Annotated in this window: 20 protein-coding genes and 2 rRNA genes; 13 read left to right on the top strand and 9 right to left on the bottom strand. The window is 55.1% G+C overall.

All coding sequences use genetic code 11. From position 1 onward, the window contains the following. Positions 1–6 precede the first annotated feature (6 nt). The 5 genes from yihS (at position 7) to ompL (ending at position 6,947) form a co-directional block, all read left to right on the top strand. Entirely contained in the window at positions 7–1,248 is a 1,242-nt protein-coding gene (gene yihS / locus IM304_RS19065; RefSeq protein WP_038985317.1) for a sulfoquinovose isomerase, read from the top strand. 16 nt (positions 1,249–1,264) lie between these two features. Further along, complete coding sequence (locus IM304_RS19060; protein ID WP_193355928.1) at positions 1,265–3,289, top strand: alpha-glucosidase; 2,025 nt, start codon at positions 1,265–1,267, stop codon at positions 3,287–3,289. A gap of 45 nt (positions 3,290–3,334) precedes the next feature. Continuing rightward, entirely contained in the window at positions 3,335–4,717 is a 1,383-nt protein-coding gene (locus IM304_RS19055) for an MFS transporter (RefSeq protein WP_126787024.1), read from the top strand. 44 nt (positions 4,718–4,761) lie between these two features. Continuing rightward, positions 4,762–6,186, top strand: a complete 1,425-nt coding sequence (locus IM304_RS19050) for an MFS transporter (protein ID WP_193355929.1) — start codon at positions 4,762–4,764, stop codon at positions 6,184–6,186. A gap of 74 nt (positions 6,187–6,260) precedes the next feature. Next, positions 6,261–6,947 carry a porin OmpL gene (ompL, locus tag IM304_RS19045; RefSeq protein ID WP_193355930.1) on the top strand — a complete coding sequence of 229 codons (687 nt, stop codon included), beginning with the start codon at positions 6,261–6,263 and terminating at the stop codon, positions 6,945–6,947. An 80-nt stretch (positions 6,948–7,027) separates the two neighbouring features. Here ompL and typA read toward each other — a convergent pair whose 3' ends face one another. Continuing rightward, a complete protein-coding gene (gene typA, locus IM304_RS19040; RefSeq protein ID WP_006808726.1) occupies positions 7,028–8,851 on the bottom strand; it encodes a ribosome-dependent GTPase TypA in 1,824 nt (607 codons plus the stop codon). Between the two features lie 377 nt (positions 8,852–9,228). On the opposite strand from typA, the gene glnA reads away from it, so the two are divergent. The 4 genes from glnA (at position 9,229) to IM304_RS19020 (ending at position 13,500) form a co-directional block, all read left to right on the top strand. Next, positions 9,229–10,638, top strand: a complete 1,410-nt coding sequence (gene glnA / locus IM304_RS19035) for a glutamate--ammonia ligase (protein ID WP_040077943.1) — start codon at positions 9,229–9,231, stop codon at positions 10,636–10,638. 167 nt (positions 10,639–10,805) lie between these two features. Then, positions 10,806–11,855 carry a nitrogen regulation protein NR(II) gene (gene glnL / locus IM304_RS19030; protein WP_148422543.1) on the top strand — a complete coding sequence of 350 codons (1,050 nt, stop codon included), beginning with the start codon at positions 10,806–10,808 and terminating at the stop codon, positions 11,853–11,855. Positions 11,856–11,866: 11 nt separating this feature from the next. Further along, on the top strand, positions 11,867–13,279 hold the full coding sequence (gene glnG, locus IM304_RS19025) for a nitrogen regulation protein NR(I) (RefSeq protein WP_148422544.1): 1,413 nt from the start codon (positions 11,867–11,869) through the stop codon (positions 13,277–13,279). A 110-nt stretch (positions 13,280–13,389) separates the two neighbouring features. Then, positions 13,390–13,500 (top strand): YshB family small membrane protein, encoded by a 111-nt coding sequence (locus IM304_RS19020; RefSeq protein WP_148422545.1) that lies wholly within the window; start codon positions 13,390–13,392, stop codon positions 13,498–13,500. Positions 13,501–13,551: 51 nt separating this feature from the next. Here IM304_RS19020 and hemN read toward each other — a convergent pair whose 3' ends face one another. Both hemN and yihI read right to left on the bottom strand, forming a co-directional pair. Beyond that, positions 13,552–14,925, bottom strand: a complete 1,374-nt coding sequence (hemN, locus tag IM304_RS19015) for an oxygen-independent coproporphyrinogen III oxidase (protein WP_148422546.1) — start codon at positions 14,923–14,925, stop codon at positions 13,552–13,554. A gap of 188 nt (positions 14,926–15,113) precedes the next feature. After that, positions 15,114–15,629 carry a Der GTPase-activating protein YihI gene (gene yihI, locus IM304_RS19010; protein ID WP_148422548.1) on the bottom strand — a complete coding sequence of 172 codons (516 nt, stop codon included), beginning with the start codon at positions 15,627–15,629 and terminating at the stop codon, positions 15,114–15,116. 579 nt (positions 15,630–16,208) lie between these two features. Between yihI and yihA the strand changes: the two genes are divergently transcribed. Next, positions 16,209–16,838 (top strand): ribosome biogenesis GTP-binding protein YihA/YsxC, encoded by a 630-nt coding sequence (yihA, locus tag IM304_RS19005; protein ID WP_148422550.1) that lies wholly within the window; start codon positions 16,209–16,211, stop codon positions 16,836–16,838. Positions 16,839–17,150: 312 nt separating this feature from the next. On the opposite strand, the gene polA is transcribed toward yihA, so the two are convergent. Further along, the gene (polA, locus tag IM304_RS19000) at positions 17,151–19,943 is read right to left on the bottom strand and encodes a DNA polymerase I (RefSeq protein ID WP_193355931.1); all 2,793 of its coding nucleotides are present in this window, start codon (positions 19,941–19,943) and stop codon (positions 17,151–17,153) included. Positions 19,944–20,382: 439 nt separating this feature from the next. On the opposite strand from polA, the gene IM304_RS18995 reads away from it, so the two are divergent. Then, positions 20,383–21,291, top strand: coding sequence for an acyltransferase (locus IM304_RS18995; protein ID WP_193355932.1), 909 nt, complete (start codon positions 20,383–20,385; stop codon positions 21,289–21,291). A 21-nt stretch (positions 21,292–21,312) separates the two neighbouring features. Here IM304_RS18995 and dsbA read toward each other — a convergent pair whose 3' ends face one another. The 3 genes from dsbA to IM304_RS18980 form a co-directional block, all read right to left on the bottom strand. After that, the gene (gene dsbA, locus IM304_RS18990; protein ID WP_148422553.1) at positions 21,313–21,936 is read right to left on the bottom strand and encodes a thiol:disulfide interchange protein DsbA; all 624 of its coding nucleotides are present in this window, start codon (positions 21,934–21,936) and stop codon (positions 21,313–21,315) included. A 27-nt stretch (positions 21,937–21,963) separates the two neighbouring features. Then, positions 21,964–22,950, bottom strand: a complete 987-nt coding sequence (locus IM304_RS18985; RefSeq protein ID WP_193355933.1) for a serine/threonine protein kinase — start codon at positions 22,948–22,950, stop codon at positions 21,964–21,966. Between the two features lie 75 nt (positions 22,951–23,025). Further along, positions 23,026–23,295: a YihD family protein gene (locus IM304_RS18980; RefSeq protein ID WP_003861904.1), complete on the bottom strand. Its 270-nt coding sequence runs from the start codon at positions 23,293–23,295 to the stop codon at positions 23,026–23,028. Between the two features lie 68 nt (positions 23,296–23,363). On the opposite strand from IM304_RS18980, the gene mobA reads away from it, so the two are divergent. Both mobA and mobB read left to right on the top strand, forming a co-directional pair. Next, positions 23,364–23,948: a molybdenum cofactor guanylyltransferase MobA gene (mobA, locus tag IM304_RS18975; protein ID WP_193355934.1), complete on the top strand. Its 585-nt coding sequence runs from the start codon at positions 23,364–23,366 to the stop codon at positions 23,946–23,948. Beyond that, positions 23,945–24,448: a molybdopterin-guanine dinucleotide biosynthesis protein MobB gene (gene mobB / locus IM304_RS18970; protein ID WP_193355935.1), complete on the top strand. Its 504-nt coding sequence runs from the start codon at positions 23,945–23,947 to the stop codon at positions 24,446–24,448. Before mobA ends, mobB begins: the two co-directional genes overlap by 4 nt. An 80-nt stretch (positions 24,449–24,528) precedes the next feature. On the opposite strand, the gene rrf is transcribed toward mobB, so the two are convergent. Further along, positions 24,529–24,644 (bottom strand): 5S ribosomal RNA (gene rrf / locus IM304_RS18965). A gap of 65 nt (positions 24,645–24,709) precedes the next feature. Next, positions 24,710–24,896, bottom strand: a 23S ribosomal RNA gene (locus tag IM304_RS18960); the annotation flags it as partial.

Genomic DNA, 24,896 nt, shown 5'->3' with positions numbered 1-24,896 from the left:
CCGAACATGAAATGGTTTAACACCCTGAGCCACAATCGCTGGCTCGAACAAGAGACCGACCGCATTCTTGATTTCGGCAAAAACGCCGCCGTACCGACCGGCTTCGGCTGGCTGGGCAATAACGGGCAGGTTCGCAGCGATATGGGCACGCATCTGTGGATCACCGCCCGTATGCTGCACGTTTACGCGGTGGCGGCGAACATGGGACGGCCCGGCGCGTACGCCCTGGTTGAGCACGGCATCAATGCCCTCAACGGCCCGCTGCGCGACAAACAGCACGGCGGCTGGTACGCCTGCGTTAACGATGAAGGCGTGGTGGATGCCTCCAAGCAGGGCTATCAGCACTTCTTCGTGCTGCTCGGTGCGGCAAGCGCCGTTACCACCGGCCATCCGCAGGCGCGCAGGCTGCTGGACGACGCCATCGAGGTGATTGAGCGCTACTTCTGGAGCGAACGGGAGCAGATGTGCCTGGAGTCCTGGGATGAAGCCTTCAGCAAAACGGAAGATTACCGCGGCGGTAACGCCAACATGCACGCCGTGGAAGCCTTCCTCATCGTGTATGACGTCACCCACGACCGTAAATGGCTCGACCGCGCCCTGCGCATCGCCTCGGTGATTATTCACGACGTGGCGCGCAAAGGTGAGTATCGCGTTAACGAGCATTTCGACACCGACTGGAACCCGATCCGCGACTACAACATCGATAACCCCGCTCACCGCTTCCGCGCCTACGGCGGCACGCCGGGACACTGGATCGAGTGGGGCCGCCTGATGCTGCACCTGCGCGCCGCGCTGGAGGCCCGCTTTGAAACCCCGCCGGCGTGGCTGCTGGAAGATGCGAAAGGGCTGTTCCACGCCACCATCCGCGACGCCTGGGCGCCCGACGGGGCCGATGGGTTCGTCTACTCCGTAGGCTGGGACGGCAAGCCTATCGTGCGCGAACGCGTGCGCTGGCCGATCGTCGAAGCGATGGGTACGGCCTATGCCCTCTACACCGTGACCGGCGAGGCACAGTACGAAGCCTGGTATCAGAAATGGTGGGATTACTGCATCAAATACCTGATGGATTACGAGAACGGATCCTGGTGGCAGGAGCTGGACACCAATAACGAAGTGACCACCAAAGTCTGGGACGGCAAGCAGGATATTTACCATCTGCTGCACTGCCTGGTGATCCCCCGCCTGCCGCTGGCGCCGGGCTTAGCCCCTGCCGTAGCCGCCGGATTACTGGATAGCCAGGCCAAATAATAAAGACGGAGTTTTTATGCGTACCCTACACAATATTGACCTGAAAAATAACGAAAATGGTTTCACCCTCAGTTGGGAGAACCGACTGATTTTGTCCCACACCACGGACGAGCCTTGCCTGTGGATCGGCGCGGGCGAGGCCGATATCGAGATGTTTCGCGGCAACTTCAGCATTAAGGACAAGCTCAACGAAAAGATTGCCCTGACGGACGCGACCGTTACGCGGCAAAGCGCGGGCTGGGCGATTCGCTTTACCCGCGGCGACGCGGTGAGCGCCACGCTGCTGGTGGGTGTGGATGCAGAAGGCCGTCTGGAGCTGAAGCTTAAAAATGATGCCACCTGCCATAACCGCATCTGGCTGCGGCTGGCGGCGCAGCCGGAGGAGCATATCTACGGCTGCGGCGAGCAGTTCTCGTACTTCGATCTGCGCGGCAAGCCGTTCCCGCTGTGGACCAGCGAGCAGGGCGTAGGCCGCAATAAGCAGACCTACGTGACCTGGCAGGCCGACTGCAAAGAGAACGCGGGCGGCGATTACTACTGGACCTTCTTCCCGCAGCCTACCTTCGTGAGCACCCGGAAGTACTACTGCCACGTGGACAACAGCTGCTATATGAACTTCGACTTCAGCGCGCCGGACTTTCACGAGCTGGCGTTCTGGGAGGATAACGCCACGCTGCGCTTCGAATGTGCGGAAACGTACGTCGATCTGCTGGAAAAACTTACCGGCCTGCTGGGGCGACAGCCAGAGCTGCCGGACTGGGTTTACGACGGCGTAACGCTGGGTATTCAGGGCGGCACCGGGGTGTGTCAGCAGAAGCTCGACGCCATGCGCGAGGGCGGCGTAAAGGTGAACGGCATCTGGGCGCAGGACTGGTCCGGCATCCGCATGACCTCCTTCGGTAAACGCGTGATGTGGAACTGGAAGTGGAACAGCGAGCTGTATCCGCAGCTTGACGAGCGTATTGCACAGTGGAAGCAGGAAGGCGTGCAGTTTCTTTCCTATATCAACCCGTACGTCGCCAGCGACAGAGACCTTTGCGAAGAGGCGGCCAAACGCGGCTATCTGACTAAAAATGCCGACGGCAAGGACTACCACGTCGAGTTCGGCGAGTTCTACGCGGGCGTTATCGACCTGACCAACCCGGAAGCCTACGGCTGGTACAAAGAGGTCATCAAAAAGAACCTGATTGAACTGGGCTGCGGCGGCTGGATGGCCGATTTCGGGGAATATCTGCCGACCGATACCTTCCTGCACAACGGCGTCAGCGCGGAGATAATGCACAACGCCTGGCCCGCACTGTGGGCGAAATGTAACTACGAGGCGCTGGAAGAGACCGGCAAGCTTGGGGAGATCCTGTTCTTCATGCGCGCGGGCTACACCGGCAGCCAGAAGCACTCGGTAATGATGTGGGCGGGAGATCAGAACGTCGACTGGAGCCTGGACGACGGTCTGGCGTCCGTAGTACCTGCTGCGCTGTCGCTGGCGATGACCGGGCACGGGCTGCACCACAGCGACATCGGCGGCTATACCACCCTGTTCGAGATGAAGCGCAGCAAGGAGCTGCTGCTGCGCTGGTGCGACTTCAGCGCCTTTACGCCGATGATGCGTACCCACGAGGGCAACCGCCCCGGCGATAACTGGCAGTTCGACGGCGACGCTGAAACCATCGCGCACTTTGCGCGCATGACCACCGTATTCACCACCCTGAAGCCGTATATCAAAGCCGCCGTCGCGCAGAATGCGAAAAGCGGCCTGCCGGTGATGCGTCCGCTGTTCCTGCACTACGAGGACGACGCGCGCGCCTACACGCTGAAATACCAGTATCTGTTTGGCCGCGATCTGCTGGTGGCGCCGGTTCATGAAGAGGGACGCCGCGACTGGACGCTCTATCTGCCGCAGGACAGCTGGGTGAATGCGTGGACGGGGGAAATCTGCCGGGGCGGTGACGTGACCGTTGATGCCCCGCTCGGCAAACCGCCGGTCTTCTATCGCCAGCAAAGCGAATGGGCAGATCTGTTTAGCACCTTACGTCATATCTGATAAGGCTCGCCCGCAGGAAAGCCTGCGGGCAGACGGAGAACAATAATGAGTCAACATACTTCCGATCCGGCAACCCTGCGCCTGCCGTTTAAAGAAAAACTCGCCTACGGGATGGGCGATCTCGGCTCTAACATCCTGCTGGATATCGGCACGCTGTATCTGCTGAAATTTTACACCGACGTGCTGGGCCTGCCGGGCACCTACGGCGGGATCATCTTCCTGATTGCCAAATTCTTTACCGCCTTCACCGATATGGGTACCGGGATCATGCTCGACTCCCGGCGCAGGATCGGCCCGAAAGGAAAATTTCGCCCGTTCGTGCTGTATGCGGCCTTCCCGGTGACCTTGCTGGCGATTGCCAACTTCGTCGGCACGCCGTTTGAGATAACCGGCAAAACGGTAATGGCAACGGTGCTGTTCATGCTGTACGGCCTGTTCTTCAGCATGATGAACTGCTCTTACGGCGCGATGGTGCCCGCCATTACCAAAAACCCGGACGAGCGCGCCTCGCTGGCCGCCTGGCGTCAGGGCGGCGCCACGCTGGGCCTGCTGCTCTGTACCGTGGGCTTTGTCCCGGTAATGAACCTTATCGAGGGCAACGACCAGCTTGGCTATATCTTTGCCGCCACGCTGTTCTCGCTGTTCGGGCTGTTTTTTATGTGGTGGTGCTACAAGGGCGTGACCGAGCGTTACGTCGAGACGCAGCCTGCTAATCCGGCGCAAAAACCGGGCCTGCTGCAGTCGTTTCGCGCCATCGCCGGGAACCGTCCGCTGTTTATCCTGTGCATCGCCAACCTGTGCACGCTGGGCGCGTTTAACGTCAAGCTCGCCATCCAGGTTTACTACACGCAGTACGTGCTGAACGACCCGATCCTGCTGTCGTACATGGGCTTCTTCAGCATGGGCTGTATTTTTATCGGCGTCTTTATGATGCCCGGCGCGGTGCGGCGCTTCGGCAAGAAGAAGGTCTACATCAGCGGGTTGATGATTTGGGTGGCGGGCGATCTGCTTAACTACTTCTTCGGCGGCGGCTCGGTGAGCTTTGTGGCGTTCTCCTGCCTGGCGTTCTTCGGCTCCGCGTTCGTGAACAGCCTGAACTGGGCGCTGGTGTCCGATACCGTGGAATACGGCGAGTGGCGCACCGGCGTGCGCTCCGAGGGGACGGTCTATACCGGCTTTACCTTCTTTCGTAAGGTCTCGCAGGCGCTGGCGGGCTTCTTCCCGGGGATCATGCTCACGCAGATCGGCTATGTGCCCAACGTGGTGCAGTCCGCCGGAACGGTTGAGGGGCTGCGGCAGCTGATTTTTATCTATCCGAGCCTGCTGGCGGTCATCACCATTGTGGCGATGGGCTGCTTCTACAACCTCAACGAGAAGATGTATGTGCGCATCGTGGAAGAGATCGAACTGCGCAAACGTACGGCATAAATGACGTGATAGGGCGCCCCTGCGTGGCGCTCTGAGGATCGACCATGACACACAATACTGATCCGTTAACCCTGAAACTGAGCCTGCGAGAGAAGTGCGCCTACGGGATGGGCGATTTTGGCTCGAATCTGATGCTCTGTATTGGCACGTTGTATCTGCTGAAGTTTTACACGGACGAGCTGGGCATGCCCGCGTTCTATGGCGGCATTATTTTCCTGGTGGCGAAGTTTTTTACCGCGTTCACCGACATGCTGACCGGCGTGCTGCTGGACTCCCGGCGTAATATCGGCGCGCGGGGAAAATTCCGGCCGTTTATTCTGTACGCCTCCGTCCCGGTGGCGCTGGTCGCCGCGGCGCAGTTTATGGCCAACGACTTTAGCCTGACGGTGAAAACGGCCCTCGCCACCGTGCTCTTCATGATGTTTGGCCTCTGCTACAGCCTGATGAACTGCGCCTACGGTGCGATGGTCCCGGCCATCACCAAAAACCCGAACGAGCGCGCGCAGCTTGCGGCGTGGCGTCAGGGCGGCGCAACGGTGGGGCTGCTGCTTTGCACCGTCGGCTTTATGCCCATCCAGGCGCTGTTCGTCAGCCAGCCCTCCCTCGGCTATCTGGTGGCCGCGCTGGTGTTTGTCACCGGCGGCCTGTTCTGCATGTGGTGGTGCTACAGCGGGGTAAAAGAGCGCTACGTGGAGATCGCGCCCGATCACCATAAGCCGGGTATTCTGAAGTCGTTCTGCGCGATTTTCCGCAATCCGCCGCTGCTGGTGCTGTGTATCGCCAACCTGTGCACCCTCGCCGCGTTTAACATCAAGCTGGCGATCCAGGTCTATTACACCCAATACGTGCTGAACGATCTGCATCTGCTGTCGTGGATGGGCTTTTTCAGCATGGGCTGCATTCTGATTGGCGTGTTTCTGGTTCCCGGCGCGGTAAAGCGCTTTGGCAAGAAGCCGGTCTATCTGGGCGGGCTGGCGCTGTGGGCGGTAGGCGACGTGCTGAACTTCTTCTGGGGGTCCAGCTCCCTGCTGTTCGTGCTGTTTTCCTGCATGGCCTTTTTCGGCACCGCGTTTGTTAACAGCCTGAACTGGGCGCTGGTGCCGGATACCGTCGATTACGGCGAGTGGAAAACCGGCATCCGCGCCGAGGGATCGGTTTATACCGGCTATACCTTCTCGCGCAAAATCTCCGCGGCGCTCGCCGGTTTCCTGCCCGGCATCATGCTGACCCAGATTGGCTACGTTCCCCATGCGGTACAGAGCGCAGGTACGCTGCTGGGCCTGCGTCAGCTGATTTTCCTCTGGCCGTGCGGCCTGGCGATAGTTGCCGCCGTGACCATGGGGCTGTTTTATAAACTCAACGAAGCGCGCTTCGCCTTTATTATTGAGGAGATTGGAAAACGGAAAAAACAAACCGCGAATACCCCTGAGATAACCAACAACAATAAAGCGTCAGCAGTCACTTTATAACAATAAAACCGGCCAGTATTTCCTTCCTGTTAATCAGGAGGGAGGCCTTTCTGTACCTGATACATGGACAAATTATGAAAAGAATCATCACTGTACTGATCGTGTCGTCTGTGTCCTTCCCGGTATTTGCCGGGGCTTATGTCGAAACCCGCGAAGCATACAATACGGCCTCTGAGCTGCACGAAGTTATCCTGCGCGCCGGCTATAACTTCGATATGGGCGCGGGGCTGATGTTCACCAACGCCTATAACGTGGGGAAATGGGATGAGCTAAAGCACAGCTATAACGAAATAGAGGGGTGGTATCCGCTCTTTAAACCAACCGACAAACTTACCTTCCAGCCCGGCGGATTGATTAACGACAGCAGCGCAGGCTCAGGCGGCGCGGTCTATTTAGATACCAACTACAAATTTACGGACGGGTTCAACCTGACGCTCCGCTATCGCTTTAACCATAACAACTACGACACGCCGGACTATAACGGGCAGATGGACAAGAACGACACGCACGAATTTGCTAACTACTGGAATTTCAAAGTGACGGAGGCGTTTTTCTACACCTTTGAGCCGCACTTTTTCCAGCGGGTAAATGATTACCACAGCAAAAATGGCAAAGACCATCACTGGGAAATCACCAACAAGTTCAGCTACAGGATCGACAGAAACTGGCTGCCGTACCTCGAGCTTCAGTGGCTGGACAGATGGAATGATTACAACCGGGAGCAGTACCGGATTCGCCTGGGATTACGCTATTCGTTTTAATAAAAAAAGCCGTTGATCTCTCAGCGGCTTTTTAACTGCCGGGTGGCGCACGCGCTTCCCCGGCCTACGGCATAACCGAATTACTCTTCTTTCGCACCGCGCATAGCACGTTTACGATCGTTTTCGGTCAGGTGACGTTTACGGATACGAATTGACTGAGGCGTCACTTCTACCAGCTCGTCGTCATCGATGAATTCCAGAGCCTGCTCCAGGGTCATCTTGATCGGTGGAACCAGAACCGTTGCTTCGTCAGTACCGGACGCACGCATGTTGGTCAGTTTCTTACCGGTCAGGCAGTTTACCGTCAGGTCGTTAGAACGGCTGTGAATACCGATGATCTGGCCTTCGTAAACTTCAGCACCGTGACCCAGGAACAGCTTACCGCGATCCTGCAGACCGAACAGCGCAAACGCAACCGCTTTACCCTGACCGTTGGAGATCAGTACGCCGTTGTTACGCTGGCCCACTTCGCCCGGACGAACGTCGTCGTAGTGGCTGAAGGTGGAGTACAGCAGACCGGTACCGGACGTCATGGTCATGAACTCAGAGCGGAAGCCGATCAGGCCACGGCTTGGGATCACGTAGTCGAGACGTACGCGGCCTTTGCCATCTGGATTCATGTTTTTCAGGTCGCCTTTACGCTCGCCCAGCGCCTGCATTACAGAACCCTGGTGCTGCTCTTCAACGTCCAGCGTCACGTTCTCGAATGGCTCTTGTTTACGGCCATCGATTTCGCGGAAGATAACTTTCGGACGGGAAACCGCCATCTCGAAACCTTCACGACGCATGTTTTCGATCAGAACTGACAGGTGCAGTTCGCCACGACCGGAAACGCGGAAGGCATCAGCGTCTTCCGTTTCTTCAACGCGCAGCGCAACGTTGTGCACCAGCTCTTTGTTCAGGCGGTCAAGGATCTGACGAGAGGTAACAAACTTACCTTCTTTACCACAGAACGGAGAGGTGTTGACGTTGAAGAACATGGATACGGTTGGTTCATCAACGGACAGGGCTGGCAGCGCTTCAACGTTCTGCGGATCGCAGATGGTGTCGGAGATGTTCAGTTCACCCAGACCGGTGATGGCGATGATGTCGCCAGCTTCCGCGATGTCGCTCTCGATACGCTCAAGACCCAGGTGAGTCAGTACTTTACCGACTTTACCGTTACGGGTTTTGCCTTCGCTATCGATGATAGTGACCTGCTGGTTAGGCTTCACTTTACCGCGCTTGATGCGGCCGATGCCGATAACGCCAACGTAGTTGTTGTAGTCGAGCTGGGAGATCTGCATTTGCAGCGTGCCTTCCAGGTCAACGTTTGGCGCAGGAACACGGTCAACAATCGTCTGGTACAGCGGAGTCATGTCTTCAGCCATGTCTTCGTGATCCAGACCGGCAATACCGTTCAGCGCAGACGCGTAAACGATAGGGAAGTCCAGCTGTTCGTCGGTCGCGTCGAGGTTAACGAACAGGTCGAATACCTGGTCAACAACCCAGTCAGGACGCGCGCCTGGACGGTCTACCTTGTTGATAACAACGATAGGTTTCAGGCCGTGGGCAAATGCTTTTTTGGTCACGAAGCGCGTTTGCGGCATCGGGCCGTCAAATGCGTCAACCACCAGCAGCACGGAATCCACCATGGACATCACGCGCTCAACTTCACCACCGAAGTCGGCGTGCCCTGGGGTATCAACGATGTTGATACGGTAGTCATTCCATTTGATAGCGGTGTTTTTGGCGAGGATGGTAATCCCACGCTCTTTCTCCAAATCGTTGGAGTCCATCACACGCTCTTGAGTTTCGGCACGAGCATCAAACGTACCGGACTGCTGCAGCAGCTTATCAACCAGGGTAGTTTTACCATGGTCGACGTGCGCGATGATGGCGATATTACGCAATTTTTCGATCACAACTTTGCCTCAGGCATTTAGAAATAGCGCGTTATTGTACACGGATTAATCGCACTACAAAACAGGATCACAAACATCCCCCGCAAACAAGTATTGCAGAGATGCTTTGTGATCGCTTTCACGGAGCGGTAAAAGGGCACTTTAACGTAAATTGCACCAATATGGTGCTCAATGTTCACATCGAAGCACTATAATGGTGCAAAGAATCCAATGTGGTGCAGCCCTTCTGCACTATGGTGCGCATGATAACGCCTTTTTGGGGTGTTTTAAAAGTTGGCACAGATTTCGCTTTACAGAAATACAGTAAAAATATGGCAGCCCAGCCGATTTGAAGACCTCGTTACCACGACGACAATGACCAATCTGGAGAGTTAAGTATGTCCGCTGAACACGTTTTGACGATGCTGAACGAACATGAAGTGAAGTTTGTTGATCTGCGCTTCACCGATACCAAAGGTAAAGAACAGCACGTCACTATCCCTGCTCATCAGGTGAACGCCGAATTCTTTGAAGAAGGCAAAATGTTTGACGGCTCCTCCATTGGTGGCTGGAAAGGCATTAACGAATCCGACATGGTTCTGATGCCAGACGCTACCACCGCGCTCATTGACCCGTTCTTCGAAGAGCCTACGCTGATCATCCGCTGCGATATCCTGGAACCAGGCACGCTGCAGGGCTACGACCGCGATCCACGCTCCATCGCAAAACGTGCTGAAGAGTACCTGCGTTCTACCGGCATCGCGGACACCGTTCTGTTCGGGCCAGAGCCAGAGTTCTTCCTGTTCGACGACATCCGTTTCGGCGCGACCATCTCCGGTTCCCACGTGGCTATCGACGACATCGAAGGCGCATGGAACTCTTCCACCAAATACGAAGGTGGTAACAAAGGTCACCGTCCAGGCGTGAAAGGCGGTTACTTCCCGGTTCCTCCGGTCGATTCTTCACAGGACATCCGTTCTACCATGTGTCTGATCATGGAAGAGATGGGCCTGGTTGTTGAAGCCCACCACCACGAAGTGGCAACGGCTGGCCAGAACGAAATCGCCACCCGCTTCAACACCATGACCAAAAAAGCGGACGAGATTCAGATCTACAAATACGTTGTGCACAACGTTGCGCACCGTTTCGGTAAAACCGCGACCTTCATGCCAAAACCAATGTTTGGCGACAACGGTTCCGGCATGCACTGCCACATGTCCCTGTCCAAGAACGGTACTAACCTGTTCTCTGGCGACAAGTACGCGGGTCTGTCCGAGCAGGCGCTGCACTACATCGGTGGTGTTATCAAACACGCTAAAGCGATCAACGCCCTGGCGAACCCAACCACTAACTCCTACAAGCGTCTGGTCCCTGGCTACGAAGCACCAGTAATGCTGGCGTACTCTGCCCGTAACCGTTCTGCTTCTATCCGTATCCCGGTGGTGGCATCTCCGAAAGCGCGTCGTATCGAAGTGCGCTTCCCTGACCCGGCGGCTAACCCATACCTGTGCTTCGCAGCGCTGCTGATGGCAGGCCTGGACGGTATCAAGAACAAGATCCACCCGGGCGAAGCGATGGATAAAAACCTGTACGACCTGCCGCCAGAAGAAGCGAAAGAGATCCCACAGGTTGCCGGCTCTCTGGAAGAAGCCCTCCAGGCGCTGGACGCAGACCGCGAGTTCCTGACCGCTGGCGGCGTGTTCACCGATGAAGCTATCGACGCTTACATCGCGCTGCGTACCGAAGAAAACGACCGCGTTCGCATGACGCCGCACCCGGTTGAGTTCGAGCTGTACTACAGCGTTTAACTGATTTGTTTTACCCGGCGCTTTCGCGTCGGGGGTAGTTGCCGTGGAAACTTTAGCCCATCTTCGGATGGGCTTTTTTCTCCACCAACAACCTGATCTCACGCGCTTTTTACCTCTAAAACGCTATACTGCACTAAAATAGTGCAACAACTCCAGGAGACTGCTGAATGGCAACTGGCACGCTGCCCGATGCTGGGCAGATCCTCAATTCTTTGATTAACAGCATCCTGCTGGTCGACGACGAGCTGGCGGTGCATTACGCCAACCCGGCGGCGCAGCAGCTGCTCGCCCAAAGCTCACGAAAGCTGTTTGGCACGCCGCTGCCGGAACTGCTGAGCTATTTCTCGCTGAATATCGGCCTGATGCGCGAGAGTTTGCAGGCGGGCCAGGGCTTTACCGATAACGAAGTGACGCTGGTGATCGACGGACGCTCGCATATTTTGTCCCTCACGGCACAGCGTCTGCCGGACGGCCTGATCCTGCTGGAAATGGCGCCGATGGATAACCAGCGTCGCCTCAGCCAGGAGCAGCTTCAGCATGCGCAGCAGATTGCGGCGCGCGACCTGGTGCGCGGGCTGGCCCATGAGATCAAAAACCCGCTGGGCGGCTTACGCGGGGCGGCGCAACTTCTGACCAAAGCGCTGCCCGACCCTGCGCTGGCGGAGTATACCAACGTCATTATTGAGCAGGCGGACCGTCTGCGTAATCTGGTTGATCGCCTGCTCGGGCCGCAGCAGCCGGGGATGCACGTATCGGAAAGCATTCACAAGGTCGCTGAGCGGGTGGTGAAACTCGTCTCGATGGAGCTGCCGGACAACGTCACGCTGGTGCGTGATTACGATCCAAGCCTCCCCGAGCTGGCGCACGACCCGGACCAGATTGAGCAGGTGCTGTTAAACATCGTGCGTAACGCGTTGCAGGCGCTGGGCCCGGAGGGTGGCGAAATCATTCTGCGTACCCGCACCGCGTTCCAGCTGACGCTGCACGGCGTTCGCTATCGCCTGGCGGCACGTATTGACGTGGAAGATAACGGGCCGGGTATTCCGCCGCAGCTGCAGGATACGCTCTTTTACCCGATGGTCAGCGGTCGCGAAGGCGGTACCGGGCTGGGCTTATCCATTGCCCGTAACCTGATTGACCAACACTCCGGCAAAATTGAATTTACCAGTTGGCCGGGACATACCGAGTTCTCGGTTTTCCTGCCGATTAAAAAATAAAGGTGACGTTTATGCAACGAGGGATAGTCTGGGTAGTCGATGACGATAGCTCCATCCGTTGGGTGCTTGAACGCGCGCTCACGGGAGCGGGATTAAGCTGCACGACGTTTGAGAGCGGCAGCGAGGTGCTCGACGCGCTCACCACCAAAACGCCGGACGTGCTGCTCTCGGATATTCGCATGCCGGGGATGGACGGGCTGGCGCTCTTAAAGCAGATCAAACAGCGCCACCCGATGCTTCCGGTCATCATAATGACCGCCCACTCCGACCTGGATGCCGCCGTTAGCGCGTACCAGCAGGGCGCGTTTGATTACCTGCCAAAACCGTTTGATATTGACGAAGCCGTTGCGCTGGTTGAGCGCGCCATCAGCCACTATCAGGAGCAACAGCAGCCCCGCAACGCCCCCGACTTTGGGCCAACGACGGACATCATCGGTGAAGCGCCGGCCATGCAGGACGTGTTTCGCATCATCGGGCGCCTGTCACGTTCATCCATCAGCGTATTGATTAATGGCGAATCAGGGACCGGTAAAGAGCTGGTGGCTCATGCCCTGCATCGCCACAGCCCGCGGGCGAAAGCGCCTTTTATCGCCCTGAACATGGCGGCGATCCCGAAGGATTTGATTGAATCTGAGCTGTTCGGCCACGAAAAAGGGGCGTTTACCGGGGCGAATACCATTCGTCAGGGGCGCTTTGAACAGGCGGACGGCGGCACGCTTTTCCTCGATGAAATCGGCGATATGCCGCTGGATGTCCAGACCCGTCTGCTGCGCGTGCTGGCGGATGGCCAGTTTTATCGCGTGGGCGGCTATGCCCCGGTGAAGGTGGACGTGCGTATTATCGCAGCGACGCACCAGAACCTGGAGCTGCGGGTGCAGGAGGGGAAATTCCGTGAGGATCTTTTCCATCGCCTGAACGTGATCCGCGTTCATCTGCCGCCGCTGCGCGAGCGCCGGGAAGATATTCCGCGCCTGGCGCGCCACTTCCTGCAGGTGGCAGCCCGCGAGCTGGGCGTAGAAGCCAAGCAGCTTCACCCGGAAACCGATGCTGCCCTCACCCGTCTGGCGTGGCCGGGCAACGTGCGTCAGCTGGAAAATACCTGCCGCTGGCTGACGGTGATGGCCGCCGGACAGGAAGTATTGATTCAGGATTTACCGGCAGAGCTGTTTGAAGCCACCGTGCCGGAAAGCAGTACCGGACACGCCCTGCCGGACAGCTGGGCGACGCTGCTGGCGCAGTGGGCGGATCGCGCGCTGCGTTCCGGTCATCAAAACCTGCTTTCTGAGGCTCAGCCTGAAATGGAGCGCACGCTGCTGACCACCGCGCTTCGCCATACGCAGGGACACAAGCAGGAAGCGGCTCGCCTGCTGGGATGGGGTCGAAACACCCTGACCCGCAAGCTGAAAGAGCTGGGCATGGAGTGATCGTTACCGCTGTGTAAAGATGATTAATTGAGCGCAAACTGTCGTTATTTTGCGCTTTACTGTTCCGATGAGTTTTGTATGATCGTGCCCGGAAATTTGGGGGGACCATCATGCTGGAATCACTAGTGTCTTTACTGTCGAGCGGAGCAGCTGAAAGCCACACGCCGCAAACCGCCGTTGCTGCGGTATTGTGCGCGGCGCTGGTTGGGCTGTTTAGCTAGCGCGTTGCAGATGAAAAGCCGGGTGGCGCTTCGCTTACCCGGCTTTGCGCCTTAAATCACCCGCGAGAACTGCTGCATACGCGCTTTCTGCCGAAGGTAAGCGTCAAAGCACATGCAGATATTACGAATCAATAAACGTCCTTTCGGCGTGACCGCAATCGCATTCTCCGACACATCCACCAGCCCGTCTTTCGCCAGCGGCGCCAGAAGCTTCAGGTCTTCCGCAAAATAATCGCTGAACGTCAGATCCCACTGCGTCTCCACGTCGCTGAACTCAAGACGGAAGTTGCAGATAAGCGCCTTGATCGCGTCGCGGCGAATGCAGTCATCGCGGGTTAACGCAATGCCGCGCCACAGCGCATTGCCGGTGTCGTCTACCTGCTGGTAGTAAAGCTTCAGCTCTTTCTGGTTCTGGGCATAGCAGTCACCGATCATGCTGATGGCGGAGACGCCCATTCCGAGCAGATCGGTGTCGCCCTGGGTGGTATAGCCCTGGAAGTTGCGGTGGAGCACGCCCTCACGCTGGGCAATTGCCAGCTCGTCATCCGGGCGGGCAAAGTGATCCATGCCGATAAACTGATAGCCCGCTTCGGTCAGCGATGCGATGGTTTCCTGCAAAATGTCCAGCTTCTGCTGGGCGGAGGGCAGATCCGCATCTTTGATTTTGCGCTGAGCAGCGAACAGCGTCGGCAGGTGCGCATAGTTAAAGACGCTCAGGCGGTCCGGGTTGAGTTCAGCCACGCGCTTTAGCGTAAAGGCGAAGCTCTCCGGCGTCTGCTTCGGCAGGCCGTAAATCAGATCAATGTTGGTCGAGGTAAAGCCGATCTCGCGCGCATGGTTAAGCAAGGCGAAAATAAACGCTTCGTCCTGCTCGCGGTTTACCAGGCGCTGCACCTCTTTGTTGAAGTCCTGCACGCCCATGCTCAGGCGGTTAAAACCTTCTTTACGTAAGTGATCCAGTACATCCAGCTCTATTTCACGCGGATCAACCTCGATCGAGATTTCGGCGTCGTCGTTAAACGTGAAGTTGCCGCGCAGCAGCGCCATCAGGCGGCTTATTTGCGCTTTATTCAGGTAGGTTGGCGTGCCGCCGCCCCAGTGAAGCTGGCTCACCTGGCGTCCTTTAAACAGCGGTGCGCGGTGCACAATTTCCTGCTCGAGCGCATCGAGGTACCGATCGGCTTTATGCTGCTGGCGGGTAACGATTTTATTGCAGCCGCAGAAGTAGCAGAGCTTGTGGCAGAACGGAATATGGACGTAGAGCGACAGCGGGCGTTCCGGATAGCGCGCAACGGCCTGCTGAAAATCCGCCTCGCCGAAAGCCCCGGAAAACTCCAGCGCGGTGGGGTATGAGGTATAACGCGGCCCGGAATAGTTATATTTCTGGATCAGGGCCAAATCCCAGTCGATAGATGGTACAGACATGCTCACTCCTTCCGTTGGTGTCGCGTTCGTATACGGCGGCCCGTTCTGGCTCCGTTGCGGGCCATCATTCGGGTGCGCAGCCACTTCTGTCGCCGCGACAACCGCCGTAGTTTAACGAATAACCACACCAGATAACATATAACCGGAAGGGTTATAAGCAGGGCAAGCGTACCTGCCGGGTGCAAATGTTAGTTTCCACCTTTCAGGAGACGCATCATATCTTCCTGCTTTTCGTCTTCCTCTTCGTCTTCTTCATCGTCGTACGACAGACCGAGCTTCTGCATCAGTTCGTCAATGCGATCCAGTTTGGCATCCACCCATGTCTGCTCTTCAGCGGTCAGGGTTTCACCCTCTTCAAGACGTTCCAGCAGCGCATCCAGGCGCTCATCGTTCTCCAGCAAATCCAGCTCAGCCTGCGGTGAAAGCATAGGTTTCTCGCTCTTTGGTTTGTGCTGCTTAGTGACCGGGGTGTCTGTCACGCCCAGTGGAATGGGAGTTTTACTGCCGATACGAGGATCTTTCTGCTGTTTGCCTTTTGCAGAAGCGCCCGCGGCACCGCCACCGTTAGCACGGCTGCCCGCAGCATGGCCACGATGTTTTTTATCGCGTTTGCGATCGCGCGCTTCCTGATTCAGTTCTTCGCGCGTTTTGCGGCGTGCTTTTGCAGGGCGTTTCGCGCCCGCTGCGGAGGTCGGTTTTTTCATGATGTTTTATCTTTAAGTCGTTTTCTTCAGTATAGAATTGCGGCGAAATCTAGCAGAAAGCAAGCAAAGAAAAAAGGCGACAGAGCAATCTGTCGCCTTTTTTCCTGACTCACAACCCTTAACGGGTTACACATTCCCTGTTTACCTACAACAAACCCTGTTTATCCTTTGGCTGCTACCGTCCGTGATACGGTTCCGTTTCCTGTTAAAACGCCTCCGAGGCGCCGGTCATCCTGACAATCCTGAGTCTTCGCCTCCTGGCGCTCCTGACCCTTGTCCTTAAGTCGTAATCCTGTTGGCATCCTCGCCATGGCGCACACTTTACCTTGTTTCACTAAACGCACAAGCAACGAAAAGGTACAAAACCGGATTTTCAGAATATTACTCATTATCAACTCTTTGAATTTTAATGGTTTGACATTTTTGAGGCCTGCGATTTCTCTTAAATGTCTTATAACCTCAGGAGCAGATGTCTCACATTTCTCAGGGTTTACGCTCACACGTCAATGACGATGGGAAAAGCCTTTTGCCCGCATTCAGGTATAATCCCCGCAGATTACGATTTTTGGAGACGACCACGTGACTACCTGGAACTACCAACAGACGCATTTTGTCACCAGTGCGCCCGATATTCGCCACCTGCCCTCAGACACGGGGATTGAAGTGGCATTTGCTGGCCGCTCCAATGCGGGAAAATCCAGCGCCCTGAATACGCTGACCAATCAGAAAAACCTGGCGCGGACCTCAAAAACACCTGGCCGTACCCAGCTGATTAACCTGTTTGAAGTGGCTGAAGGCAAACGCCTGGTCGACCTGCCGGGCTACGGCTACGCGCAGGTGCCGGAAGAGATGAAGATCAAATGGCAGCGTGCGCTGGGTGAATACCTCGAAAAACGCATGTGCCTGAAGGGGCTGGTGGTGCTGATGGACATCCGCCATCCGCTGAAAGATCTCGACCAGCAGATGATTGACTGGGCAGTGGCAAGCGATATTGCGGTGCTGGTGCTGCTGACAAAAGCGGATAAGTTGGCGAGCGGCGCGCGCAAAGCGCAGGTGAACATGGTTCGCGAAGCGGTGCTGGCGTTCAACGGTGATGTGCAGGTTGAGCCGTTCTCCTCGCTGAAAAAGCAGGGCGTGGACAAGCTGCGTCAGAAACTCGACAGCTGGTTCAACGATCTCGAACCGGCGACAGAAGCGGAAGCAGAGTAACGATGGGCGCGGCGATGACCGCGCTTTTTTTTGCCTGACGTTTTCTTTGCCGCAATAAAAAACGCCCCAGTCATTACTGACTGGGGCGGCTAAAATATTCAGCCAAATCCGATTACGTGAAGTAAAAGGTCTGAAAGATAGAACATCTTACCTCTGTACCCTACGTCGTTAACTCTACTCTTTTTTTGTCGCCTGAAAAAGCACTTTTTGTAGTTTTTTTTCATTCTTTACATAGGGAATTCTAATGATCGTCACAAAACGCGCGTACTTATGTTGCTTACTTACATAAAACGCGCGTTATTCCGATAACGCTTAGTGAGCCTGATCCCAGTTTTCGCCGCTACCCACTTCCACCAGCAACGGCACGTCCAGCTTCATGCTGCTTTCCATCAGTTCATGGATCTTCTGAGAGACCTTTTCCAGGTCGTCTTTATGAACTTCAAATACCAGCTCATCGTGTACCTGCATGATCATTTTTACGCGCGGTTTCTCTTTTTCCAGCCAGGCATCAACGGCAATCATTGCACGTTTGATGATGTCTGCCGCAGTGCCCTGCATCGGGGCATTGATAGCAGCGCGTTCAGCGCCAGCGCGGCGCGCCGCGTTGCTGGATTTGATGTCCGGAAGGTATAGACGACGGCCATCCAGCGTTTCAACGTAGCCTTTCTCTTTCGCCTGCGCGCGGGTACGTTCCATATATTCCAGCACGCCCGGATAGCGCTCAAAGTAGAGATCCATATACTTCTGCGACTCTTTACGCGGAATATTGAGCTGGCGTGAAAGGCCAAATGCGCTCATACCGTAAATAAGGCCGAAGTTAATCGCTTTTGCGCTACGACGCTGTTCGTTTGTCACGCTGTCCAGCGGCAGGCCAAACACTTCGGCAGCCGTCGCCCGGTGGATATCCTTCCCTTCGGCAAATGCCGTCAGCAGGCCTTTGTCACGCGACAGGTGCGCCATAATGCGCAGTTCAATTTGCGAGTAGTCCGCGGAGACAATCAGATAATCTTCTGGCGCGATAAACGCCTGACGAATACGGCGGCCCTCTTCATTACGCACCGGGATGTTTTGCAGGTTAGGATCGGTCGACGAAAGTCGCCCGGTTGCCGCGACAGCCTGATGATATGAGGTATGCACGCGGCCCGTTTTCGGATTGATCATCAGCGGCAGCTTATCGGTGTAGGTCGATTTCAGCTTCGCCAGGCCACGGTATTGCAGAATAACTTTTGGCAGCGGGTAGTCCAGCGCCAGCTCTTCCAGCACCTCTTCAGAGGTTGAAGGCGCGCCGCCCGGGGTTTTCTTCAGCGGTTTGATACCCTGCTTTTCAAACAGGATAGTCTGCAGCTGTTTCGGTGACGACAGGTTGAACGCCTCGCCCGCAAGCTCGTGCGCTTTCTGTTCAAGCTCCGTCAAACGCTGCGCCAGTTCGCCAGAGTGGTTATGCAGCACCGTTGGATCGATTTTAACGCCGTTGCGTTCAATGCGGGACAGCACGGGCACCAGCGGCATCTCAACGTTCTGGAACACGTTCAGCGGCCCTTCGTGCTTCTGCAATTTTGGCCACATCTTCAGGTGCAGCTGTAGCGTAACGTCAGCATCTTCCGCGGCATAGCGGCCTGCTTCTTCCAGCGCAATCTGGTTAAAGGTCAGCTGATTTTTGCCCTTACCGGCAATTTCTTCAAAGGTGATGGTTTTGTGCTTCAGCCAACGGTCCGATAAGGAATCCATATCGTGACGGCCCGCCACGCTGTCCAGAATGTAGGATTCCAGCATGGTGTCGAAGGCAATACCACGCAGTTCGATACCGTAGTTTTGCAGAATGCCGCGGTCGAATTTCAGGTTCTGACCGACTTTCAGCGCTTTCTCGTCTTCCAGAATTGGCTTCAGCAGCGCTAAGGCGCGCTCGCGCGAGATCTGCTCTGGCGCATCCAGATAGTCGTGAGCAACAGGAACGTAGGCTGCAATACCCGGCTCCGTCGCGAACGACAGGCCCACCATATTGGCAGAAATGTTATCAAGGCTGTCCGTTTCGGTATCGAACGCAAATACCGGTGCTTTTTTCAGCTTTTCAATCCAGGCGACGAGCTGTGACTCTTCGAGAATGGTTTCATAGTTATCGAAGGAGAGCGCTGTCGCCGCTTCTTCTGCCTCTTCTTCGGCATCTACGACGAGGGTTTCCTTCGGCTTAGCCGCGGGTTTCGCTCCTTTAGCCTGGAGCCATTTACCGCCTTCCACATCGGTGATCCAGCGTTTAAATTCATACTTCCTGAACAGGCCAAGCAGTTCATCGGCGGCGGGTTCCTGTACTTCAAGCCGATCGCAGGTAAGTTCCAGCTCTACGTCGGTTTTGATGGTGGCCAGCTGATAGGAGAGGTAAGCCACCTCTTTATTATCGGCGAGCTTTCCGGCCATGGTTTTTGCGCCACGGAAGGTAAGCCCGGCAATTTTCTCAGGCTCGGCGTATAGCGTATCCAGCCCGCCCAGCCCTTGCAGCAGCGCCTGAGCCGTTTTTTCGCCCACGCCCGGTACGCCAGGAATGTTATCGGAGGAGTCTCCCATCAGGGCGAGGAAATCGATAATGAGCTCTGGCGGCACGCCGTATTTGGCGACAACTTCTTCCGGGCCCAGAATAGTGTTGGTCATGGTGTTGATCAGCGTGATCCCCGGCGTCACAAGCTGCGCCATGTCTTTATCACCGGTACTGATCAGCACCGGGCGACCTGCCTTTTCGGCTTCACGCGCCAGGGTGCCAATCACGTCGTCAGCCTCAACGCCCGAGACAGCCAGCAAAGGCAGCCCCATTGCTTTCACCATAGCGTGCAGCGGTTCAATCTGCGCACGCAGATCGTCAGGCATAGGAGGGCGGTGAGATTTGTAGTGCTCAAATAATTCGTCGCGGAAGGTTTTGCCCTTCGCATCAAAGACGACAGCCGCATGCGTCGGGTGATACTGCAAAATCAGGCTGCGCAGCATATTCAGCACGCCGTACATTGCGCCGGTAGGTTCTCCTGCGCTGTTGGTCAGAGGAGGAAACGCATGATACGCCCGATAAAGGTAAGAAGAGCCATCGACGAGTATAAGTGGGTTTTCTGGGATCTGAACCATAATGTCCGTGCCTTTAATTAATTTATGGATAAAGGATGCCACAGAAGGATGAAAACATCAGGTTTTAGCGCCTGATAGCGGAAAAGATTTTGCGATCGTGAAGATCGCTCGCAAAATCAAACTGTGGATAAGTTTGTGAATATTTTCAATACAGGTGAATAACAGTTCTTTAAGTTTGAGGTTTTATTTTAATTTACCCAATAAAATCAACAAAATAATTAACGATTGTGCGAGATCACCCCTTGCTGATGGTTATTTAGTCTTTGTGGATATAAGACGTAAACACGCTTCCTGCATGGATAAATTCGCTGCCATGAGGCACGGGCCGCCGCCTCTTCGCGTGAAAGCGCCCTGCTGAGGGCGAATTTCTGATAAGATCGGCGCCCAGCACCGGGTAGCCGGCTGCTCATTTACAGCTAACTATCTGAAAAAACTGATTATGTCGAAAATACTCGCTGCAATAACATTATTGCTTAGCGTCATTTTAACCATTCTGGTTACCATCGCCTGTTCTGTGCCGATCATTATTGCCGGAATAATTAAGCTGCTGTTGCCTGTTCCTGCGGTATGGCGCGCGGTTTCTGCTTTTTGTAATTTTATGATGTATTGCTGGTGTGAAGGGCTGGCGATCCTGCTGCACCTTAACCCCTGGCTTAAGTGGGATGTTCAGGGTCTCGACATGCTGAACAAAAAGAACTGGTATCTGCTGATCTGCAATCATCACAGCTGGGCCGACATCGTTGTATTGTGCGTGCTGTTTCGCAAACGCATACCGATGAATAAGTACTTTCTGAAGCAGCAGCTGGCCTGGGTCCCTTTTATTGGGTTGGCCTGCTGGGCGCTGGATATGCCGTTTATGAAACGCTATTCGCGCAGCTATTTGCTTCGTCATCCGGAACGCCGTGGTAAGGATGTTGAAACCACGCGCCGCTCTTGCGAAAAGTTTCGCGCGCATCCCACGACGATAGTTAACTTCGTTGAAGGGTCCCGCTTTACCGAAGAGAAGCGCCAGCAGACTCGCTCCCCCTATCAGAACCTGTTGCCGCCAAAGGCGGCGGGTATAGCCATGGCGCTCAACGTGCTGGGTGCACAGTTCGATAAGCTGCTGAACGTGACGCTCTGCTATCCCGAGAACGACAGGACGCCGTTCTACGATATGCTGAGCGGCAAGCTGACGCGTATTGTTGTTCGTGTTGATCTGGTGCCGGTCGACACGGCACTGCATGGTGATTACGTAAACGATAAAAACTTCAAACGTCGTTTCCAGCTTTGGCTTAATACGCTCTGGAAAGAGAAAGACGAGCAGATAGCGAGTATCAAATCTTCATACAAAAACGCCGGTCAGTGACCGGCGTTTTCGTTATGTCTGTTACTTCTTCTCAACCAGATACTTCACGGTATCAGCGTACTGTTGTACGAAGATATCCATGCTGGTCGTATCCATACCACGCGTATTCACCTGGTATTTGCCGTTAACATACATCGCCGGAACGCCCTGCAGCTGAAGGTCTGAAGCCGCTTTTTCCTGCTGCGCCACGAGGGATTTCACCACAAAACTGTTCCAGGCCGCGTCGTAGTCTTCACCTTTCACACCGGCATCTACGAACACTTTGCGGATATCTGCGGCGGTCTGCACGGTCTGGGTTTTCTGTACGGCTTCAAACATTGGCGCGGTGATCTTATCTTCCACACCCAGCGCAATTGCAACCGCCCACGCCTGAGTCAGGTCTTTACCCAGCGGGCCAAGGAACTCAACGTGATATTTGGTCATTTTGGTGCCTTCCGGCAGTTTTTTCTTCACGTTATCAGAAACATGAAGCACCTGCTCAAACTCGTAGCAGTGCGGGCAGTAGAACGAGAAGAACTCCAGCACCTGCGGCTCGCCAGCAACAGGCTTGTCCAGCGTGATGTACTGCTTGCCGTCGGTAAACTGCGCAGCAGATGCGCTAAATGCCAGAATCATACCAGCCAGCGCCAGCCAAATTTTTTTCATGATTAACTCTCTCCTGGGTGTGTCCAATTAATACATCGGCGTTAATTGCAAAGGTGGTTCCTGCAAAACTTTAACCTGCTCGGTAAATGCGGATATCTGGTTGCGCCAGTAATCCTCCCCGGTAAGCCAGGGGAAATTTCGGGGAAACGCCGGGTCTTCCCAACGCCTGATTAGCCACGCGAGATAATAAACAAAACGCATCGCACGTAAAGGCTCTATCAAGGCAATTTCGTCTGAATTAAAGGGGCTAAATTCTTCATAAGCTTCAATTATGGTCTCAAGCTGCATGCGCTGCTCGGCTTTATCACCGTTGAGCAACATCCACAGATCCTGAACCGCTGGGCCCATACGGGCATCGTCGAGATCGACAAATAGCGGGCCGTCGCGCCAGAGAATATTCCCGGCGTGGCAGTCACCGTGCAGACGCAGCGTCGTAATATCCTCTCGCCAGCTGGCTTTTACGGCATCAATAAGCTTATCGGTCGCCGCGAGGAAATTATCCTTTAACGCCTTCGGAATTAGCGTCGACGTTTCGAATATATGTCGCGGCTCGATGAGATATTCCTGAACACCAATGGTCGGACGGGCCATAAACGGTGTTTTACGTCCCGTCTGATGAATACGCCCCAGATAGCGAGCGACCCATTCCATCTGATCGATATTATCCGCCTCAAACTGTCTTCCACCCAGGCTCGGAAATACCGCGTAGTAAAACCCTTGATGGGTCAACAGCGTTTGGTTATTGAATGCGAGCGGTGCGGCAACGGGAACATCATCATTCAGGAGATCGTGGGCAAACTGATGCTCTTCCTGAATTTGTTCTGCGGACCAGCGCTGCGGGCGGTAAAACTTTACGACAAAGCGCTGGCGCTCTTCGTCCTGAAACTGATAGACGCGGTTTTCGTAGCTATTTAAAGGGGTTAACCCGGAATCCACCCGAATACCCTGCTCGAACAGCGCATCCATAATGGTATCCGGGTGTAATGTCTGGAAAGTAAAAGCCTGGTCGTTCATCCGATCATCCGGAAATTATACGAATGATTCAGGATATCATCTTGTGGCGATTTCGGTGGCTCCGCTTACAAGCTTTTACTCTTTAATTACGCCTCTGGCGCGCAGCAGTGCGGTTTTAAAATCTTCCTCATAGTCTTTCTGAATACCAGGAATAACAGCATCTTTAGCTGAGTCGCGCATTTTAAGGTGGTAGATCAGGATGTCGTCAGAAAGGTCTGCCAGTTCGCCATCAAAACCTGACTCTTTGGCCAGTTTCTGTAAAAATTGCATCAGATTCAGCTCTGGCTCTTTCTGCCATGCCGGCTGGAGGAGTTCAATGACTTCATTTAGACGTTTACATTTCATGGTAGTGCTCCTTTCATTTAGAGAGACACGTTAGCAGGGTCAATCCCACAATAAAAGAGGCGATATTCGTGAATCAACGCCAGGAAATCATCGGGGTCGTTCTGGCCGGTGGCAGAGCAACGCGAATGGGCGGAAAAGATAAGGGGCTTCAGCTCCTGAACGACAAACCGTTATGGCAGCATGTTGCTGATACGCTTGCAGATCGGGTCTCGTCGATGGCAATCAGCGCTAACCGGCATCTCGACATCTACCAGCGCAGTGGATATCCGGTTTATCAGGATAACCAGCTCGATTACCCCGGTCCGCTGGCGGGAATGCTTTCCGTTATGCAGCAGTCGCGGGGCGAGTGGTTTCTCTTTTGTTCGTGCGATACGCCCTGTATCCCGTCTTGTCTGGTTGAACGTCTGGTGCAGCGGCGCGGTGATGCTCCCGTCGTATGGGTACACGACGGCGAGCGCGATCATCCAACTATCGCTTTAATGAACCGCTCGTTAACGGCTGCGCTGGAAGCTTACCTGGCCGCAGGAGAACGGCGGGTAATGGTATTTATGCGCCAGGCCGGTGGGCATTCCGTTGACTTCAGCGACATGAAATCTGCGTTTGTGAACGTGAACACCACGGAAGATTTGCAGATGATGCAGGAGAAGAAATGATACCCGTTTTAGCGATCTCAGCCTGGAGTGGTACCGGAAAAACCACGCTGCTAAAAAAACTGATACCAGCACTTTGCGCCAAAGGCATTCGTCCCGGATTGATTAAGCACACGCACCATAACATGGATGTCGATAAGCCGGGGAAAGACAGCTATGAGCTACGCAAGGCTGGCGCTGCGCAAACGATGGTGGCGAGTAATCAGCGCTGGGCATTGATGACAGAAACCCCGGATGAAGCGCCGCTGGATCTCGCTTATCTGGTCAGTCGAATGGATCATTCCAGGCTGGATCTGGTGCTGGTTGAGGGGTTTAAGCATGAGGCCGTGCCTAAGATCCTGCTGTTCAGAAGCGGTGCCGGACATGATGTCAGCGAATTAACGCTTGATGAGCACGTGATTGCAGTGGCGAGTGATGCTGCTTTGCCTCTGGAAGTACCGGTTCTGGATTTAAATAATGTGGATGAGATTGCGGAGTTTATTGTGAGGTGGGGTGCGGTCTGACGCCCGCTTTCACAGGGGAGGAGGAAAACCCCAAAACGCAAAAAGGCCATCCTTCCGGATGGCCTTTTCACTTATTTGATGCCTGGCAGTTCCCTACTCTCACATGGGGAGACCCCACACTACCATCGGCGCTACGGCGTTTCACTTCTGAGTTCGGCATGGGGTCAGGTGGGACCACCGCGCTAAAGCCGCCAGGCAAATTCTGTTAATCTGTATCAGGCTGAAAATTCTGTCTCTTCGCCAAAACATCTTCGGCGTTGTAAGGTTAAGCCTCACGGTTCATTAGTATCGGTTAGCTCAACGCATCGCTGCGCTTACACACCCGACCTATCAACGTCGTCGTCTTCAACGTTCCTTCAGGAGACTTAAAGTCTCAGGGAGAACTCATCTCGGGGCAAGTTTCGTGCTTAGATGCTTTCAGCACTTATCTCTTCCGCATTTAGCTACC

The sequence above is a fragment of the Enterobacter cloacae complex sp. P40C2 genome (assembly GCF_014930695.1).
Taxonomy (GTDB): Bacteria; Pseudomonadota; Gammaproteobacteria; order Enterobacterales; family Enterobacteriaceae; genus Enterobacter; species Enterobacter pasteurii.
Note: the sequence above shows the minus strand (reverse complement) of the source record. Positions and strands in the feature narration are given on the sequence as shown.